Consider the following 19888-nt stretch of genomic DNA (forward strand, 5'->3'; position numbering starts at 1 on the left):
TTACTCGCCCGCAGGTGCGGCAGGAGCTGCAGCATCTGCTGCCTTAGCCTCAGACTTTTGCTTCTTGTGTGCCATAAAACGTGATTGTGCTTCAGCGTACTGACGCTCCCACTCTTCACGTTGACTCTCATAGCCAGGCTTCCACTCTTGAGTATCTGAATCAAATCCTTCTGGATAAATAAAGTTTCCAGCAGCATCATATCGAGCAGGCATTCCATATTGTGTTGGATCAAATGCTTCAACCTCAACTTCTTGACCTTCATTAGCTTGCTTTAATGAAAGGGATATACGGCGACGCTCTAAATCAATATCAATAATCTTTACAAACAACTTATCGCCAACTTGAACTACCTGCTCTGGAATTTCAACATGGCGTTCAGCAAGTTCGGAAATGTGAACTAAACCTTCAATTCCTTCAAACACCTTAATGAAAGCACCGAATGGAACTAGTTTGGTAACTTCACCAGGCACAACTTGATTAATTGTGTGGGTGCGGGCAAATGCTTGCCAAGGATCTTCTTGAGTAGCTTTAAGTGAAAGTGATACACGCTCTCTTTCAAAATCTACCTCTAATACTTCAACTGTAACCTCATCGCCAACTTCGACAACCTCAGATGGGTGGTCAATATGCTTCCAAGATAATTCAGATACGTGAACTAACCCGTCAACGCCACCTAGATCAACAAATGCACCAAAGTTAACAATTGATGAAATAACACCAGATCGAACCTGGCCTTTAGTTAATTGATTTAAAAATGTAGTTCGTGAAGCAGATTGTGATTGCTCAAGAAATGCTCTACGAGAAAGAACTACGTTATTTCGGTTCTTATCTAACTCGATAATTCGGCACTCAACTTGTTGACCAATGTATGGAGTCAAATCTCTAACGCGACGCATTTCAACTAACGATGCAGGAAGGAAACCACGAAGACCAATGTCAACTATTAGGCCACCTTTAACAACTTCAATAACTGTTCCTGTAACAACTTCATCACGTTCTTTCTTCCCTTCAACATCTCCCCAGGCTTGCTCATACTGAGCACGCTTCTTAGAAAGAATTAGACGGCCTTCTTTATCCTCTTTTTGAAGTACTAACGCTTCAATACGGTCTCCGACTTTTACTAACTCACTTGGAGCAACATCGTGGCGAATAGATAGCTCACGCGATGGAATTACACCCTCTGTTTTATAACCAATATCAAGTAATACTTCTTCGCGATCGATTTGAACAACAATTCCTGAGACTAAATCTCCGTCATTAAAATTTTTGATTGTGCCTTCGATAGCGGCTAAAAAATCTTCTGCAGATCCAACATCATTTACAGCAATTTGAGAGGGGGTCATTAGGTGGGTGTACTCCGAGGGTAATTCAACTAGTAGGGGCAGGGACGGGCAAGGTTACTTTCCAAGTATGCGCAGGGTCAAACTGGACAGCCTAAGATCAGATTCACGCCTGATAATTGGGTACTTTGTTCAAATCCACCGTAAATATTTGCCCTATTTATCTAATACTTAATGAGCTGCTAAATCCCAACTCAAACCAAATCCAATATTCACATCTAACGGAACTCTTAATTGATAAGCGTTGGCCATCTGGGTTTTGACTATTTCTTCAAGCTTATCTTTTTCACCTTGTGCTACTTCAAGGATTAATTCATCATGCACTTGTAACAGCAATCGTGATTTTAGTTGATTTTCATTAATTTCTTTTGAAACATTGAGCATGGCAATTTTAATAATATCTGCTGCTGATCCCTGAATCGGTGCGTTTAGAGCTGCTCTTTCGGCAATATCTCTGCGTTGGCGATTCTCATGATTTAAATCAGGAAGATATCGCCGTCTACCTAAAACAGTTTCGGTATATCCTTTTTCTCGAGCTGCTACTACAACAGTTTTAAGGTAATCCCTAATTCCGCCAAATCTTTCAAAATACTTGCTCATTAACTCAGCTGCTGCAGCTGGATCTATATCTAAGGTTTGTGAAAGGCCAAATGATGAAAGCCCGTATGCAAGACCATATGACATCGCTTTTATAGTACGCCTCATTTCAGCATCTACCTCTGTAGATTTAACTCCAAAAACTTGTGATGCCACAGTTGAATGCAAGTCCTCCCCTAATTCAAATGCTTCTATTAAACCTTTGTCATTAGAAAGATGGGCCATAATCCGCATTTCAATTTGACTGTAATCAGCGGTTAATAAATTCTCATATGGCTTTTGGGCTATAAAGCAATCTCTAATTTGCCGGCCTTCATCTGTTCTAATCGGAATGTTTTGAAGATTTGGCTCAGTTGATGAAAGACGACCCGTTGCAGCAACTGTTTGTTGAAAACTAGTATGGATTCTGCCATCAGATGCGGTTGCAGCAATTAATCCATCGACTGTGGCAAGTAATTTACTCACCTCTCTAATTCTAAGGAGGTGCTTAAGTAATGGATGCTTAGTCTTTACCGCAAGCCATTCTAAGCTTTCACCGTCAGTTGTGAAGCCGGTTTTAATCTTCTTAGTCTTTGGAAGCTTTAATTCGTCAAATAAAACTGCTTGTAACTGCTTTGGGGAATTAACATTAAATTCATGCCCAGCCTCTTTATATGCAGAACTTGTCTCCTCTGAAACAATCTTTAAAAACTGCTCGGATAACTTTGCTAATTTAATTTGGTCAACTGCTATCCCAGTCTCCTCTATTTGAGAAAGTAGTAATAGCGTTGGTTGTTCAAGGTTTGAATACAATTCAAGCATCGCCTTTGCTTTGATTTCTGATTCAAGCTCTTTTTGTAAAGTAAATATCCATGCAGCAGTTTTTGGCTCAAAAGCTACAAATAGGTTTTCATCACTAGTTGAAACTCCTAACAATCTTTCAGCGAGATCAGTTAATGAAAGGTTTCTACTGCCAGGGTTTATCAAATATGCCAGAATCTCTATATCTGCTGCTAACCCTTTCATTTTTAGTTTCTTTAAAGCAAATTTGCCCCCATGAACATACTTAGGCAGATTAGGATTTGTAATCCAGCTTCCAATTTCAGCGCTGTTAACATTGAAAACCTCACTTTCACTTGTGGCAATTGCATAACCTATAAGTTTATCTTCAACAACTTCTAGTGATACTCCAATAGGATTTTTTCTATCACTTAGGATCGAGTCGAGTTCATCTGAACTAAGCACTTTAACAACTACAGAAACTTCACTAACTTGTTCTCCACCTATTTGAGGTAAAGATTTAAGACGCTCTTTAAGGGCTCTGATCTCTAATTTCTCAAAAAATGAACTCATTAATACTGCGTCAAAGCCTGCCCATGCCAGGTCATCAATGTCAGAATTTATTTTTACATCATCTAATAAGTGAGTAAGTTCTCGATTTAGCTTTACCATCTCAATATTTGTTCTCAAAGACTCACCTACTTTTCCACCAAGTTCATCTGATTTTTCTAATAGTTTTTCCAGGCTCCCATAATCAACGATCCATTTAGTGGCAGTTTTCTCCCCTACTCCTGGCACAGATGGCAAATTATCACTTGGGTCTCCGCGCAGTGCTGCAAAATCTGGGTACTGCTTTGGCGTTAAGCCATATTTTTCAAATACCGCCTCAGGTGTCATTCGATTCATCTCGGTAACACCTTTTTTAGGATATAAAACTGTTGTTTTCTCATTTACTAATTGAAATGAATCTCGATCACCAGTACAAATTAAAGTTTGAAACCCTTTTTTCTCAGCTGCCTTAGCAAAAGTTGCGATGATATCGTCTGCTTCATAACCTTCTAATTCAAAGTGTTTAATACCAAACCCATTGATCATTTCATTAATATGGGATAGTTGAGAGCGAAACTCATCCGGAGTTGATGCTCGGTTTGCTTTATAATCAGCAAACTTTTCAGTACGAAATGTTCGTCTTGAAACATCAAATGCCACGGCTATATGAGTGGGTTTCTCCTCTTTAATTAGATTTATTAGCATGCTAGCAAATCCATAGATCGCATTAGTTGGTTGCCCGGTTGAGGTTTTAAAATTTTCAGCAGGCAGAGCATAAAACGCACGGTAAGCCATAGAGTGGCCATCGATAAGTAGTAATCGCCTCTGGCTGGTGCTCATATTGGGATTCTAATTGCAGTAACAGGTTAAACTAATAGGCATGAGCGAATTTCTTGAAGCAATTCTAAAAAGAGGTATTGGTGCCCTTGATAAAAAAATGGGTATTGAAATCATTGAGGCATCACCTGAGAGATTAGTTGGCACAATGCCGGTGGAAGGTAATACCCAACCTATTGGACTTCTTCACGGCGGTGCTAACGTTGTTTTAGCAGAGAGCCTAGGTTCAATAGGGACACAACTCCATGCTGGAGCGGATAGAAAGATTGTTGGAATTGATATCAATGCTACTCATCATAAATCTGCAACAAGTGGAGTAGTGACCGCGGTTGCCACTGCAATTTCTTTAGGAAAAACTATCTGTTCATACCAAGTTGAGATTACAAATGATAAAGGTGAGCGTACGTGTAGCGCTCGTATTACTTGCTTAATTCTTGCTGTACGTTAAAAATATTTCTTAAGCACCAGTACCGAGATAAGCAGCCTTTACATAAGGATCATTTAGTAAATCCTTTGCATTTGCCTCTTTAGTAACCAAGCCAGTTTCAAGAACATATGCTCTATGGGCGTGAGTTAATGCTTGCTGTGCATTTTGCTCAACTAGCAAAATAGTTACACCTTGCTTATTAATTTGAGTAATAATTCGGAAAATATTTGCAATCATTTGTGGAGCAAGTCCCATTGATGGTTCATCAAGAAGTAACACCTTAGGACGAGACATTAAAGCACGCCCAATCGCTAGCATTTGCTGTTCTCCGCCAGATAATGTTCCACCAGCCTGAGAACTTCGTTCTTTTAATCTTGGGAACAATGTATAGATATTATCGAGATCTTCATTCATTTCAGCTTTACGATTTTTACGGTGAAACTTTCCCATCTCAAGGTTTTCTAAAACAGTCATACCTGGAAAAATACCGCGCCCTTCAGGAGCTTGTGAGATACCAAGATCTACTCTTTCATGTGCCGGTACCTTAGATATGTCCTGACCATCAAACATAATTGCACCGCTAGATACTTTTCGAAGCCCTGAAATAGTTTTAAGCGTTGTTGTTTTTCCAGCGCCATTAGCACCGATCAATGTGACAATTTCACCCTCATTTACAACAACAGAAATTCCTTTAATTGCCTCAATTTTGTCGTAGTGAACATGTAGATCTTTAATTTCAAGACGCATCAGCAGGCACCCCTAAATATGCTTCTATAACTTTAGGATCTTTCTGGACATTACTTGGCAGATCATCTGCAATCTTCGCGCCAAAATCTAGGACAATAACACGATCTGAAATACCCATAATCAGTGACATATCATGTTCAATTAGAAGCACCGTATATCCAGCATCTCGAATCCTTTTAATCAAAGCAGCTAACTCAACTTTTTCGGCTGGATTAAAACCTGCTGCTGGTTCATCAAGTAAAAGTAGACGTGGTGATGTTCCTAGTGCCCTTGCAATCTCAAGGCGTCTTTGAACACCATAGGGTAGATTTTTTGCTAGTCGATCGGCATATTCTTCAATTCCAATAAAGCGAAGCATTTCCATAGCGTGCTCACGATTTTCGCGCTCTTCACGTCGCGCACGCGGTAGACCGAAAAGTGCGCCAACTAAACCGCTCTTTTTGTGAACATCAGTTGCAGTAATAACATTTTCTAGGGCTGTCATCTCTCCCCAGAGGCGAATATTTTGAAATGTACGAGCAAGTCCAAGTTGTGTAATTTTATATCGCGCTTGATCACGAATCTCAGTTCCCTCAAATGTAACCACACCACTTGTAGCTTTATAAACACCTGTGATGACATTAAAAACTGTTGTTTTACCTGCTCCATTAGGACCTATCAGAGCTAAAATCTCACCTTTTTTTACTTCAATAGTGACGTCATTAAGGGCGGTAACACCACCGAACTTCATAGTTAAATTCTTAATTGAAAGAAGTGTCTCTGACATTATTTATTTACCCCTTTCTTAACTATCGCCTTTTCACGTTTCTTACGCGGCAATAATCCATCGGGTCTAAAATTCATTACAACAACTAGAACTATTCCAAAGACAAGAAGTCTTGCGTCAGAGATAAAACGAATGCGTTCCGGTAGGTATCCAATAATAGTTGCGCCAACTACAACACCCCAAATATTACCGATTCCGCCAAGAACTACGCAAGCAAGAATCAATACTGAAACGTTAAGAGTAAACATTTCAGGTGCTATGTATAAGTTCTTAGATGCATAAAGCACACCAGCTGCGCCACCAATAGCTGCGCCTAAGGTAAAGGACCAAATCTTATATTTAAGTGTTGGAATTCCCATTAGCTCTGCTGCATCCTCATCCTGACGAATTGCCTCCCAGGCACGGCCTGGTCGACGCACGCTTAAACGGCGAATCATCCAGATAGTAAGTAATATCATTATTAAAACTACCCAGAAAAATAATTTTTGATTAAACAAATCAAATTCAAGTGGTCCGATATTAGGAGGCATTGGAATATTAGCAATTCCATTTGGTCCTTTTGACCAAGTGGAGTTTAAAACCACTAAACGTACTATTTCGCCAAAGCCTAAAGTTACAATAGCCAAATAATCTCCACGCACACGCAGTGTCGGTAGACCAAGCAATACCCCAGCAATCATTGCAAAAGCAATTCCAAAAGGCATAATCTCCCAAGTATTTAAACCTGTCAGAGTGCCCATTAGCGCCATTGTGTATGCACCAATTGCAAAGAAAGCAACATAACCTAAATCAAGCATTCCGGATTTACCCACGACTATATTTAAGCCCAATGCCATAAGAATAAATATTGCGACAGGATAAACTAGAACTGCATCATATGCAGAAATTGGTGTCGCTAAAATTCCATTTCCTGCAAATGGCAATAAAGCAACTAGAAAAATTGCAATAAGTGCAATTACTACCCGCTGAATGCGATTAGATTTCTCCCATAAATTTGCGCCAAAGTCACGCAAGTTCCAGTAGTTACGAATTTTCATCTCTTATGCCCTCGTTTGCTGAACTGCTTCGCCAAACAAACCGTTTGGCTTGAAAAGAAGTACCAAAACTAAAACTACAAAAACAGTAACAGCTTTCCACTGAGTGCCAAGAACTGCTGAAGCATAAACTTCAAGTAATCCAAGACTTAAACCGCCCCAGAATGCACCACGGATGTTTCCTATTCCACCAAGCACTGCTGCAGTAAATGCTGCCAACCCCATAGTAAAACCAATGTTAAATTTCGTGTATTCAAATACTGTAACGTAAAAGAATGCTGCTGCGCCGGTAGCCAAGCCACCGATCAAAAATGTCACTGTGATAACTCTGTTTAAGTTTACGCCCATTAATTTTGCCGCATCTTCATTCTGAGATACCGCACGTATTGCTTTACCCATGCGAGATAATTTAATAAAGCGCTCTAATATAAAGTAAATTACCGCTGCTGCAATGATAGTAATCACAGTATCTAAGCGAATATTAGCGCCCCAAACTTCACTTAAAATAATTTTTTCTAACACTCGTGGTGAACCAACTGGGCGTGAATCGGTAAGTAAGCGCATAACTTCAGCCAGTGCAATAGATACTCCAATAGCTGAAATTAATGTAGCAAGCCGGTTAGTTCCTCGCATGCGCAGTCGACGGTAAGCCACAAATTCAACAAAGACTGCGGTTAAGGCGGCGATAAACATGGAAACTAGCAGGCCGGTAAGAAGGACAACTAGTAATTTTAAACCTGTAGCTGGCTCACTTGTTTGCGTGTATTTAAACAAATCCCGATTGGAGACAATTGCTCCAAATGTGCCCCACATAAATATCTCAGAGTTTGCAAAGTTAATCATTCGAAGAACGCCATAAACCATCGTGTAGCCCAGTGAAACTAATACATAGATAAACCCAAGAGCAATGCCCGCTATCGTTAAGGACCAGAACTGGTCAATTAATACTGCAAACATTCTTCTCCTTGCAAATAAAAGGCAATTAATTTAACCATCTGCTTATACAAGTGTGGGTGCTTTGGCCCTCTTTTTCAAGAGTTTTCCAAAACACCCACCAACTTGTAAAGGTATTAAGTGTTACTTAATAATACCTGTATTTACTAGAACTCCACCCTTTGAGGTAAATCCAGCAAATAGTCCGTAAGAAATATCACCGTTCTTATCGAACTTAATTGTGTTTCCAGTGACGCTCTTACCGTTGTAAGACTTTACATACTTAAGCATTGCTGCTCGAGTTGTCTTTCCGGCTTTGATTCCGTTAAGAAGAAGGTTTGCTGCATCGAAGGATTCAACTGAATAAACGCCAGATGAAGCACCCATTTTCTTCTTGTAGTCAGCCTCAAGTGCCGCACTAATACCAGCAAGACCACCTACACCAGTAACTCTTGAACCTTCAGCTGCAGCTCCTGCAAGCTTTGGGTACTCCTGGTTGAAGACTCCGTCGCCACCAGCGAATATCGCTGTTGAACCTGAGTCACGTAGCTGCTTAATAAAGATTGCGCCTTGGCTGTAGTAGCCAGTGTAGATAACTACAGTTGCACCAGAGGTCTTAATCTTTGCAATAGTTGGGCTGAAATCAGTTGTTGTATTAGGAACTGAATCTCCACCAACAAGTGTTGCACCAGCTACTTTCTTCAATCCTGCTTCAACGTAGCCACGAAGTGGAACTGCGTATGAAGACTGATCATCAAATACAAACACCTTTGCGTTTGAAACTCCAGCAGTTGCATACTTAGCTAAAGCTGGGCCCTGTAAATCATCTTTTCCTACTACACGGTGGAACACAGGTCCGCCGAAATCAGGTGATGTTGGGTCTGTTATTGAAACGCGAGTTGCTGATGGTGAAACCATTACTAATCCACCAGCCTTGTAATAAGGAAGTGATGCGATAGTTGCACCTGAATAAGCAGGACCAACAAGACCAAGGATCTTCTTGTTAGAGCCAACTCCTGGAGCAACTGTTCCTGCAACAGCAGGATCTCCTTGATCATCAACGGCTACAACATTAATTTTGAAGCCTTTGTTCTTGGCCATAAATACCTTTGCAGCATACTTAACTGCGTTTAACTCATCGGTACCTGTTGAGGCTTCTCCACCAGAAAGTGGGCCTTGGTAGGCGATCGTATAAGTTCCAGCAGCATTTGCAGATGAAGCTACTACAGCGCTTAATGCAAGGGCTGCAGAAGTTACAATCGCAAGTGATTGTTTAATCTTCTTGTTCATTTATGCCTTCCTGTTCATGTTTTCCCTGGCAAGGGAGATGAGAAGGGTAATGCAGAAGGCTTAGAAATGACAACCCGAAATCTTTCGTATATTACATAGCGATTTTGTTATAAATGCAGGTATATGAGGCTTAATACCTAATTATTAGGCATTGCGTCGGGGTTGATGACAGCCTCCGCCACAGCCTTCATTGAGATTCGCCGGTCCATTGCAGTCCGCTGAATCCACGAGTAACTCTCAGGTTCAGATAAGTTCATGGCCTTCATAAGTATGCCCTTAGCTCGATCAATAACCTTTCTAGTTTCAAGCCTTTCATAAACATCTGCTACTTCATTTTCAAGCAGCTTCATTTGCCGATGCCTACTTATTGCTATCTCAATGGCAGGAATTAGATCATCGAGTGAGAAGGGTTTAACAACGTAAGCCATTACGCCAGCATCCCTGGCTCGTTCAACTAACTCACGCTGACTAAATGCAGTCAACATTAATACTGGAGCGATTGGAATAATTTGTTCCGCGGCTGTTATTCCATCAACTACTGGCATCTTTACATCTAATATTGCAAGATCAGGTTTGAACTCTTTTGCAAGTTCAATTGCTATTGCGCCGTTTTCTGCTTGTGCCACTACCTCATAGCCAGCCTCAGTTAACATTTCAACTAAATCTAACCGAATGATAGTTTCATCCTCGGCAACAAGCACTCTTACTTTTTGATTATTCATGTGCCTCGAGTCGGATTCGAACCGACACTATACGGTTTTTGAGACCGTCCTCTCTACCGTTGGAGTACCGAGGCGTTAGAGAGAATTAGTTTATCGGTCTTACTTTTTTTAGCGAAATTACTTTCGGTAAGCCGCAGCGACTCCGCTTACAGCATCACCAATTTTATGAACGCGCATCGCATTTATAGAACCAGGGATTCCAGGAGGTGAACCTGCAACGATTAAAACTAAATCACCAATTTTTACTCGTTTAGATTCAATCAAGATGGTATCTACCTGCATAACCATTTCATCAGTGTGATTAACTGTTGCGGTAAGTAGTGATTCAACTCCCCACGAAAGAGCTAATCTGTTATAGGTACCAATTTCAGGAGTAAGTGCCAGCATTGGAATAGGTGATCGAAGCCGCGACATTCGCCTTGCTGAATCACCACTTTGCGTAAAGGCAACTAAATACTTTGCACCAACTGTTAAACCAACCTCAGTTGCAGCTTTTGTAATTGCGCCAGCTTTTGTAGCTGGTGAGTGTTTAAGGGGAGGAATTTGATCTAATGCCACATCTTCAGTTCGCTCAATAATTCTTGCCATAATTTTTACTGAATCAATTGGAAAATCACCAACGCTTGTTTCGCCAGATAACATAAGAGCATCTGCTCCATCTAGTACTGCATTAGCGCAATCAGTAGCCTCAGCCCTAGTTGGTTGAGAGTTACTAATCATTGAGTCAAGCATCTGTGTTGCGACAATTACTGGTTTTGCTGACTCTCTTGCCATCGTAATACATCTTTTTTGGACCATTGGCACATCTTCAATTGGTAATTCAACTCCAAGATCTCCTCGGGCAACCATAATCCCATCGAATGCATCAACTATTTCCTGCAGATTTTCAACGGCCTGAGGTTTTTCAATCTTGGCGATAACTGGAACTTTAACTCCAACCTCATCCATAATCTTATGAATATCCTTAATGTCTGCAGCGTTTCTCACAAATGAGAGCGCAATAAAGTCTGCGCCAGCCTTTAGTCCCCAGCGTAAATCTGCAATATCTTTTTCCGATAAAGCCGGCAATGAAACTGCAACACCTGGAAGATTGATACCTTTGTTATTACTTACCATTCCAGGTTGAATTACCTTGGTAATTACATCATTACCCTTAACCTGAACCACTTGAACAGATACTTTTCCATCATCAATCATGATTGCATCTCCAGCTTTGCAATCTCCTGGCAGACCTTTGTAAGTTGTACTTACCTTATCTTTTGTACCTGCAACATCATCAGTTGTAATAGTAAAAGTATCTCCACGTAATAATTCATGCGGTCCAGATGAAAATCTACCTAATCGAATCTTTGGTCCTTGCAGATCTACCAAAATTGCAACTTCTTTGTTTGCCTTTTTTGCAGCTGCTCTAACTAGATCAAGTCTTTTTTGATGTTCATCATGACCACCATGAGAAAGATTTAATCTGGCCATATTCATGCCAGCATCAATTAACTCAGTGATTTTTTCAATTGATTCAACTGCAGGACCCAATGTGCATACAATTTTCGCGCGGCGCATATATTGACCTTAAACCATCAAGGGGCGAGCCGTTGGCTCTATTGGAAATGGTAGCTGCGTGTGTCCGGAAAGATATGTATCAACGGCTGCAGCAGCACTTCGCCCTTCAGCAATTGCCCACACAATTAGGGATTGTCCCCTGCCTGCGTCTCCACAAACATAAACACCCTCAGCTGATGTTGCATACTCACCATCACGCTTTATGATTCCACGTTCATCTAATTCAACCTCAAGTTGGGTAAGCAGATCACTCTTTTCAGGTCCAGTAAATCCCATTGCTAGAAATACTAAGTCTGCTGGTATCTCTTTCTCACTGCCCGATACTGGTTGGAACTTGCCATTTATGAATTCAGTTTCAACTAACACTAACCCCTTAAGATTTCTATCCTTATCTTTAACAAACTCTTGAGTTGAAACCGCATACATTCGCTCACCAGCCTCTTCATGGGCGCTGCTTACACGGTAAATCATTGGATAAGTTGGCCATGGTTGAGTGCTTGGTCTTTCATCACTAGGCCTTGGCATGATTTCAAGCTGAGTAACAGATTTTGCCCCCTGCCTAATTGCAGTTCCCAAACAATCTGCCCCGGTATCACCACCACCAAGAATTACAACATCTTTACCTTTTGCATTAATTGTTGGCTCACCTTCTAATTCATCTAATGCCTGTTTATTTCCCCAAGGTAAATACTCCATAGCTTGATATACACCTTTAGCATCTCTGCCAGGAATAGGAAGATCGCGCCAGTTAGTTGCGCCAATAGCAATTACAACTGCGTCATACTTATTACGTAGTGCACTACCAGTAATATCTTTACCAACCTCAACACCAGTTCTAAATCTTGTACCCTCTTGCTCCATTTGGTAAAGTCTTCGATCAACTATTGCTTTCTCCATTTTAAATTCTGGAATTCCATAACGCAGAAGCCCACCAATTTTGTCAGCTCGCTCATAGACAGCAACAGTATGTCCAGCTCTAGTTAATTGCTGAGCTGCGGCAAGTCCAGCCGGACCAGAACCAATTACTGCAACAGTTTTACCAGATAATCTGTCTGGAATTAATGGCACAACTCTTTTTTCAAGAAATGCTTCCTCTATTGTTCTTAGTTCTACCTGCTTAATAGTCACTGCTTCAGCATTAATTGCCACTACGCAAGCAGTCTCACAGGGAGCTGGACATAATCTGCCAGTAAACTCTGGAAAATTATTAGTTGCATGTAGACGATCAATCGCCTCTGCCTTTTCACCTCGCCAAATTAACTCATTCCACTCAGGTATTAAATTGCCAAGTGGGCACCCTTGGTGGCAAAAAGGAATTCCACAATCCATACAACGACCAGCTTGTTTTTGAAGATGGGAAAACTCCTGCTCTTGGTAAACCTCTTTCCAATCTTTAATACGCACATCAACTGGTCGACGCTTTGGTAACTCTCGATTAGTTGTTAAAAATCCTTTTGGATCAGCCATTGATCGCCGCCATAACTGCGCTCTCGATCGGCAATCCTTCGCGCTGCGCTTTTGCCATCACATCTAAAACTCTAGCGTAATCACGTGGCATCACCATTGAAATGCGTTTCTTAGCACTTTGCCAATCCTTAATTAGCTCACCAGCAATTTTTGATCCAGTCTCTGCGTAAAATTTTGAAATATGAGATTTAATAATCTCTTCTTGATCACTTGATAGAGCTAATATATCTACCATCTCAGTATTTACTAATCGCACATCAAGATCTAATACAAATGCTCGACCACCAGACATACCAGCTGCAAAGTTTCTACCAGTATTTCCAAGAACAAGCACAGTTCCACCAGTCATGTATTCACATCCATGATCGCCAACACCTTCAACTATGGCAGTTGCGCCAGAGTTTCGAACACAAAAGCGCTCACCAACTACGCCAGCAATCATTATTTCACCAGATGTTGCGCCATAGCCGATTACATTGCCAGCAATCACATTTGCACTTGATGAAAATTTTGCCTTCTCATCCGGTCTAATAATCACGCGACCACCAGATAAACCCTTACCAACATAATCATTACTATCACCATAAAGTCTTAGTGTTAGTCCAGATGGCACAAAGGCGCCAAATGATTGTCCGGCTGAACCATGGAAAGTAATATCAATTGTGTCTGCAGGTAAACCAGATCCACCATATTTACGGGTTATCTCAGCACCCAACATAGTTCCAACAGTTCGATTAACATTTCGCACTGGCATTTCTAACCTAACTGGAGTTGCTTTATTTAATGCCTCAGCTGATAATTTAATTAACTCATTATCAAGAGCATTTACGAGACCATGATCTTGTTTAGTCAGATTCCGCCTTGGTGAATTAGCCTTTGGCGCGATAAGTAGGGGCGAAAGATCTAAGCCATTTGCTTTCCAATGATCAATGGCTGATTTTGTATCTAGTAATTCAACCTGGCCAATTGCATCCTCTAATTTCTTAAAGCCAAGTTGTGCTAATAACTCCCTTACCTCTTCAGCAATATATTCAAAAAATGTTTCAACAAATTCTGGCTTTCCAGTAAATTTCTTTCGTAGTTCAGGGTTTTGACTAGCAACACCAACTGGGCAGGTATCTAAATGACAAACTCGCATCATCACACATCCAGAAACAACAAGTGGAGCAGTAGCGAAACCGAACTCTTCAGCACCTAATAGCGCTGCAATTAAAACATCTCGGCCAGTCTTCATTTGCCCATCTACTTGAACAACAATTCGATCGCGCAAACCATTTAGCATTAATGTTTGTTGAGTCTCAGCCAGACCTAACTCCCATGGAGCACCCGCATGCTTTAAAGATGTCAGTGGAGATGCACCGGTACCACCATCATGGCCAGAAATTAAAACTACGTCTGCATGTGCTTTACTAACACCGGCTGCTACTGTGCCAACGCCAACTTCTGCAACTAACTTAACATGGACTCTAGCGCTGTTATTTGCATTTTTTAGATCATGAATTAGTTGAGCAAGATCCTCGATTGAATAAATATCATGATGTGGTGGTGGTGAAATTAAACCAACTCCAGGAGTTGAATAACGAATCTTGGCTATCCATGGGTAAACCTTATTTCCAGGTAATTGACCACCCTCACCTGGTTTTGCTCCTTGTGCCATTTTTATTTGAATATCATCTGCATTAACAAGGTACTCACTTGTTACACCAAATCTTCCACTTGCTACCTGCTTAATTGCAGAACGGCGTAAATCACCATTTGAATCTGGAATATTACGAGCTGGATCTTCACCACCCTCACCAGTATTTGATTTGCCGCCAATACGATTCATTGCAATTGCTAAGGTTTCATGTGCTTCTTGAGAAATTGATCCAAGAGACATCGCACCTGTGGCAAATCTTTTTAGTATCTCTGAAATAGGCTCAACTTCCTCAATTGGAATTGGCTTTCTCACATCTTTTTTAAAATCAAATAGACCACGTAATGTCATTAATCTGCGAGATTGATTATCGACTCTTTCGGTATATCGCTTAAACACATCAAATCTTTTTGACCTTGTTGCATGCTGGAGAGTAAAAACTGTTTCAGGATCAAATAAGTGTGGCTCACCCTCCCGACGCCATTGATACTCGCCACCAATTTGTAGTTTTTTAGCTCCTGGTATTTCTCCACCCGGTGGATAAGCAATGTGATGTCTTTTAATTGTTTCTTGGGCAATTACATCAATACCAACTCCACCTAATCTTGATATAACACCAACAAAATACTCATCAACTACCTCTTTGGATAAACCAATTGCCTCAAATATTTGAGCGCCAGTATAGGAAGCAATAGTTGATACTCCCATTTTTGACATAACTTTTAGCACACCCTTGCCAAGTGATTTAATTAAATTTCTAACTGCTTTTTCAGGTGTAATACCGGTGATAACTCCTTGGCGAACTAAATCTTCAGCACTCTCCATCGCTAGATATGGATTAATTGCGGCTGCGCCAAAACCAATTAGTAATGCAACATGGTGAACCTCTCGTACCTCACCGCTTTCAACAACTAAGCCAACCTGAGTTCTAGTCTTTTCGCGAATTAAGTGGTGATGTACAGCCGCAGTTAATAACAAGGATGGAATAGGCGCATTTTCAGCATCCCCATCTCTATCTGATAAAACAATAATTCTGGCGCCTTCACTAATAGCTTTTGATATCTCTGCTCTAATTTCATTAATTCTTGCTACTAATGATTTGCCGCCGCCTGCAGTTTTAAATAAACCGCGAACTACATGACATACAAATCCAGGTTGATCGCCGTCAACATTAACATTAATTATTTTGGCTAGCTCATCATTATCAATTACTGGAAATTGCAAGGAAATTTGCTTGCAAGAATCAGGACCAGGATCTAATAAATTATGCTCTGGGCCAATTGAGGCTCCTAGTGATGTTACAAGCTCTTCCCGAATTGCATCAAGAGGTGGGTTTGTTACTTGAGCAAATAGTTGAGCAAAGTAATCAAATAACAGGCGAGGTTTGGTAGAGAGAGCTGCAATTGGTGTATCGGTTCCCATTGAACCAAGTGGTTCTGCACCATTTTTTGCCATTGGTGTAATAATCATTCGAATTTCTTCTTCGGTATAACCAAAGGCTCGCTGCCTTCTAACAACTGAAGAGTGTGGGTAAACAATGTGTTCTCTGGCAGGTAAATCACTAAGTCGTACTAAGCCAGCACTTAGCCATTTAGAGTAAGGAGCTGCAGTTGCAAGTGATTGTTTAATTTCATCATCTTCAATAATCCGACCCTCTTGAATATCAACTAAAAACATCTTTCCAGGTTGAAGTCTTCCTTTTCGAATAATTTTCTCAGGTGGAAAATCAAGCACACCGACTTCACTAGCAAGAACTACTAATCCATCATCTGTTACCCAAAACCTTGATGGTCGTAAACCATTTCTATCAAGTACAGCGCCTACTTGTTTACCATCTGTGAAAGTAACGCAGGCAGGTCCATCCCATGGCTCCATTAGAGCAGAATGAAATGCATAAAAATCTTTACGCTCTTGCGACATGGTTGTGTGATTTTCCCAAGCTTCAGGAATCATCATTAATATTGAGTGAGGTAGAGATCTACCACCTAAATACAGCAGCTCTAAAACTTCATCAAATGAAGCTGAGTCACTGCCAGATTCATTCACAATTGGAAATAGTCGTTTTAGATCACCTGGGATTAATTCACTTTCAAGTAATGTCTCACGAGCTCTCATCCAGTTTCGGTTTCCCTTAACTGTATTTATCTCACCGTTGTGTGCAATAAATCGATATGGATGTGCGAGGGGCCAAGATGGAAATGTGTTTGTTGAAAATCTTGAGTGAACAAGAGCCATTGGAGACTCAACTAATGAATTAGATAAATCCGGAAAAAATTCTTCGAGCTGACCAGTTGTAAGCATTCCTTTATAAACAATTGTCCTTGAGGAAAGTGATGGGATATATATCGGAAGTGTGTGCTCAACTCGCTTGCGTAGACAAAATGCCATTCTCTCAAGGACTAGATCATCCTCATTTTTGCCACCAGAGATAAATATTTGTTTAAACTCTGGCATAACTGAAATCGCAGTTTTACCAAGAGATTTTGAATTTATTGGAACATCACGCCAACCTAAGACTTTTAATCCCTCTTCTTTAGCAATTTTTTCAATACTCTCTTGATAGCCGGTCTCTCCTGGCTTAACAAAGAATATACCTGTCGCATATTCGCTAACTTTAGGGAGATCAAAGTTAACTACTGATCTATAAAATTTATCTGGTATTTGAATAAGTATTCCTGCACCATCACCACTATCTACTTCAGCTCCAGAAGCACCACGATGTTCAAGATTTCTTAGCGCAGTAAGCGCTTTCGAAACAATCTCATGTGTTGGTAACTTATTTAAAGTTGCGACCATAGCAACACCACATGCATCATGCTCATTAGCAGGGTCATATAACCCAACTGCATTTGGGGTGGTAGAAAAAAGCCTATTCATTTCCAATTAAATGGTCGCTCCCGTTAAAGGGTCGGGACGACTATGGCCCAACTTTTACAACTTGATAGGCAAATAATAGCAGGATACTTAAATTCCAGTCAGCCCCAATAAGTAACCAATTCCTGCGGTAATGATCACACCTAACGCTCCACCAAGGAATATCCGAGCTATAGTTTTAAACATTGGTGAGGCAGCAATCTTGGCGCTAATAAAGCCTGCAGTAGTTAAACCAACTGCTGTAAAAATAAGAATAAAAACTACCTGATTTGATTTGGAAATCAGTGCTCCGGCTAGGGGAATTACGCCACCGAATGTAAAAGCAATAGCGGATGCAACAGCCGCCTGTACTGGCCGGGCTTTAGAATGTTCAAAATATCCGAGTTCATCTCGTAAATGAGCATCCAGCGGATTTTGTTTATAAAATGCTGCTACTACCTCAGTAGCTAGTGGTTTTGATAAACCGCGCTTCATATAGATGTTAACTAACTCAGCGAATTCACCGTCAGGATCTGCTTCTAAATGTTTTATTTCTAGTTCACGGTCAGTATTTTCGATATCAGTCTGGGATTTAACTGAAACGTATTCGCCAACTGCCATTGACATAGCACCAGCAACAATTCCAGCAAGACCTGCAGTTATTATAAATTCACTTTTACTTGCAGCTGCTATACCTATCATTAAACTTGCAGTTGAAACTAAACCATCATTTGAACCAAGCACGGCTGCTCGGAGCCAATTTGAGCGGTTTGAGCGGTGCTCCATATTTCGTATTTGAACCTCTTCTAAGCCCATGGCCTAATCCTAACTTGCAGGTTGGGTATTAGATAAATAGCCACGACGATTACTACGAATTAAATAAATTACGGATGAAGCGATCACGATAAAGCTGACCCAAATGTTAAGCCTTAGTCCCAATATATAATTTGCATCATCTATTCGAATTGCCTCTATCCACACCCGGCCGAGTGTGTAGCCACATACATAGAGAGCAAATACATCTCCCTGATTCTTAACAATTTTCCTAAAAAAGATAGGTAACTTAATTAAAAGGTAAGCAACTAGCAAGCACCAGATTGCCTCATACAGAAAAGTAGGATGAAAGGTTAAAAACTTCTCATATCCATCTGGGCGATTAGCAAGATCAATCTCTAAGCCCCACGGAAGTGATGTTGGTTTACCAAAAACTTCTTGATTAAACCAGTTCCCAACTCTGCCAATTGCTTGCGCAATTACTACGCCAGGAGCTAACGCATCTAAAAAATGGGGGAAATTTAAAGTAGTTTCGTGAGTGCGAAAATATATGTATGCACCAAATGCACCCAAAGAAATAGCACCCCAGATACCAAGTCCCCCTTGCCAAATCCGAAGTGCATCAACTGGATTTCCACCTGAGCCAAAATACTGTTGAGGTGATGTAATTACGTGATAAATACGTCCGCCAATAATTCCAAATGGCACTGCCCAAATTGCAGCTTCTGAGACATCATCAGCTGATCCACCATTTGCCGCATAGCGTTTTCTACCAAGCCAAATTGCTACAGATATTCCTGCAATTATGCATAGTGCATAGTAATGAAGTGTTGCAGGCCCAATTGAAATTTGCGATGAACTAGGACTTGGTATTAAGGCATACATGGAAATTAAGTAGAAAGACTACTTAACACCACCTGCAGCAAGTGCTGCCTTAAACTTAACTGGATCTCCATACTCTGTATTTCGATCTAAATCCTTACCGTTAATTCGAATAGTTGGTGTGCTATTCACGTTTTTACTAGCGGATGCATCAGTTACATTGCGTGTCCACTTTACGTAATTACCTTCCCTTACACACTCCTTAAAACTATCTGATTTAATTCCAATAGAATCGCCAAGTGCGAGCATCGCATCCCCTTGCCACTTGCCAGAGTTTTCACTACTGGCTTGATTTTGGAAAAGCGCAAGGTTCATATCAACAAATTTATTCTCATCAGCAGCACATGCAGCAGCATTCGCTGCAATTATAGATTCAGCGCCAATAAAAGTTAATGGATGAAAAACTACTTTTGCTTTCTTCTGAGCAATTATTTCATTTATATAACCACCATTTAAGACCTCAAATGAGCGACATGCCGGGCATTGGTAATCGACCCAGATATCAATTGTTGGAGTTGCAGTCGGGTTTAAAACAATTCCATAACCATCAGCCTCAGATACAGCTGCAGGAATTGCAAAATTTGAACTAGCACGATTACTAATAAAGGAAAAAATAATTCCAACAGCCACTATAAATAAAACCATTCCAATAACTAAGTTACGAGTTCCCTTATCAGATCCACTATTCGCAGCCATTTCGCTCTCCTTTATTTA

At 40.7% G+C, this 19888-nt stretch carries 15 protein-coding genes and 1 tRNA gene; 1 reads left to right on the top strand and 15 read right to left on the bottom strand.

The window, feature by feature from the left end:
• Together rpsA and polA are read right to left on the bottom strand one after the other, a co-directional pair.
• Positions 1-1344: a 30S ribosomal protein S1 gene (gene rpsA / locus B1sIIB91_RS03365; RefSeq protein ID WP_018227155.1), complete on the bottom strand. Its 1344-nt coding sequence runs from the start codon at positions 1342-1344 to the stop codon at positions 1-3.
• 168 nt (positions 1345-1512) lie between these two features.
• On the bottom strand, positions 1513-4086 hold the full coding sequence (gene polA / locus B1sIIB91_RS03370) for a DNA polymerase I (protein WP_095688207.1): 2574 nt from the start codon (positions 4084-4086) through the stop codon (positions 1513-1515).
• Between the two features lie 40 nt (positions 4087-4126).
• Between polA and B1sIIB91_RS03375 the strand changes: the two genes are divergently transcribed.
• A complete protein-coding gene (locus B1sIIB91_RS03375) occupies positions 4127-4531 on the top strand; it encodes a PaaI family thioesterase (protein ID WP_095688208.1) in 405 nt (134 codons plus the stop codon).
• A gap of 9 nt (positions 4532-4540) precedes the next feature.
• Here B1sIIB91_RS03375 and B1sIIB91_RS03380 read toward each other — a convergent pair whose 3' ends face one another.
• The 13 genes from B1sIIB91_RS03380 to B1sIIB91_RS03440 form a co-directional block, all read right to left on the bottom strand.
• Positions 4541-5257 carry an ABC transporter ATP-binding protein gene (locus B1sIIB91_RS03380; RefSeq protein ID WP_018227158.1) on the bottom strand — a complete coding sequence of 239 codons (717 nt, stop codon included), beginning with the start codon at positions 5255-5257 and terminating at the stop codon, positions 4541-4543.
• The gene (locus tag B1sIIB91_RS03385; protein WP_095688209.1) at positions 5247-6023 is read right to left on the bottom strand and encodes an ABC transporter ATP-binding protein; all 777 of its coding nucleotides are present in this window, start codon (positions 6021-6023) and stop codon (positions 5247-5249) included. The genes B1sIIB91_RS03380 and B1sIIB91_RS03385 overlap by 11 nt, the downstream gene beginning before the upstream one ends.
• On the bottom strand, positions 6023-7060 hold the full coding sequence (locus tag B1sIIB91_RS03390; protein ID WP_095688210.1) for a branched-chain amino acid ABC transporter permease: 1038 nt from the start codon (positions 7058-7060) through the stop codon (positions 6023-6025). Before B1sIIB91_RS03390 ends, B1sIIB91_RS03385 begins: the two co-directional genes overlap by 1 nt.
• A gap of 3 nt (positions 7061-7063) precedes the next feature.
• Positions 7064-8014, bottom strand: a complete 951-nt coding sequence (locus tag B1sIIB91_RS03395; protein WP_095688211.1) for a branched-chain amino acid ABC transporter permease — start codon at positions 8012-8014, stop codon at positions 7064-7066.
• A gap of 120 nt (positions 8015-8134) precedes the next feature.
• Entirely contained in the window at positions 8135-9280 is a 1146-nt protein-coding gene (locus B1sIIB91_RS03400) for a branched-chain amino acid ABC transporter substrate-binding protein (RefSeq protein ID WP_095688212.1), read from the bottom strand.
• 137 nt (positions 9281-9417) lie between these two features.
• Complete coding sequence (locus tag B1sIIB91_RS03405) at positions 9418-10002, bottom strand: ANTAR domain-containing response regulator (protein WP_095688213.1); 585 nt, start codon at positions 10000-10002, stop codon at positions 9418-9420.
• A gap of 1 nt (position 10003) precedes the next feature.
• Positions 10004-10076: transfer RNA gene (locus tag B1sIIB91_RS03410), tRNA-Leu, on the bottom strand.
• Positions 10077-10119: 43 nt separating this feature from the next.
• Positions 10120-11562 carry a pyruvate kinase gene (pyk, locus tag B1sIIB91_RS03415; RefSeq protein WP_095688214.1) on the bottom strand — a complete coding sequence of 481 codons (1443 nt, stop codon included), beginning with the start codon at positions 11560-11562 and terminating at the stop codon, positions 10120-10122.
• 9 nt (positions 11563-11571) lie between these two features.
• Complete coding sequence (locus tag B1sIIB91_RS03420) at positions 11572-13029, bottom strand: glutamate synthase subunit beta (protein ID WP_095688215.1); 1458 nt, start codon at positions 13027-13029, stop codon at positions 11572-11574.
• Positions 13022-17542, bottom strand: coding sequence for a glutamate synthase large subunit (gltB, locus tag B1sIIB91_RS03425; protein ID WP_095688216.1), 4521 nt, complete (start codon positions 17540-17542; stop codon positions 13022-13024). The genes B1sIIB91_RS03420 and gltB overlap by 8 nt, the downstream gene beginning before the upstream one ends.
• A gap of 87 nt (positions 17543-17629) precedes the next feature.
• The gene (locus tag B1sIIB91_RS03430) at positions 17630-18334 is read right to left on the bottom strand and encodes a VIT1/CCC1 transporter family protein (protein ID WP_095688217.1); all 705 of its coding nucleotides are present in this window, start codon (positions 18332-18334) and stop codon (positions 17630-17632) included.
• A 9-nt stretch (positions 18335-18343) separates the two neighbouring features.
• Positions 18344-19177 (bottom strand): prolipoprotein diacylglyceryl transferase, encoded by an 834-nt coding sequence (lgt, locus tag B1sIIB91_RS03435; RefSeq protein WP_095688218.1) that lies wholly within the window; start codon positions 19175-19177, stop codon positions 18344-18346.
• Between the two features lie 18 nt (positions 19178-19195).
• Positions 19196-19870: a DsbA family protein gene (locus tag B1sIIB91_RS03440; RefSeq protein WP_095688219.1), complete on the bottom strand. Its 675-nt coding sequence runs from the start codon at positions 19868-19870 to the stop codon at positions 19196-19198.
• Positions 19871-19888: the final 18 nt, after the last annotated feature.

The organism is Candidatus Nanopelagicus abundans, from assembly GCF_002288305.1.
In the GTDB taxonomy this organism is placed as follows: Bacteria; Actinomycetota; Actinomycetes; order Nanopelagicales; family Nanopelagicaceae; genus Nanopelagicus; species Nanopelagicus abundans.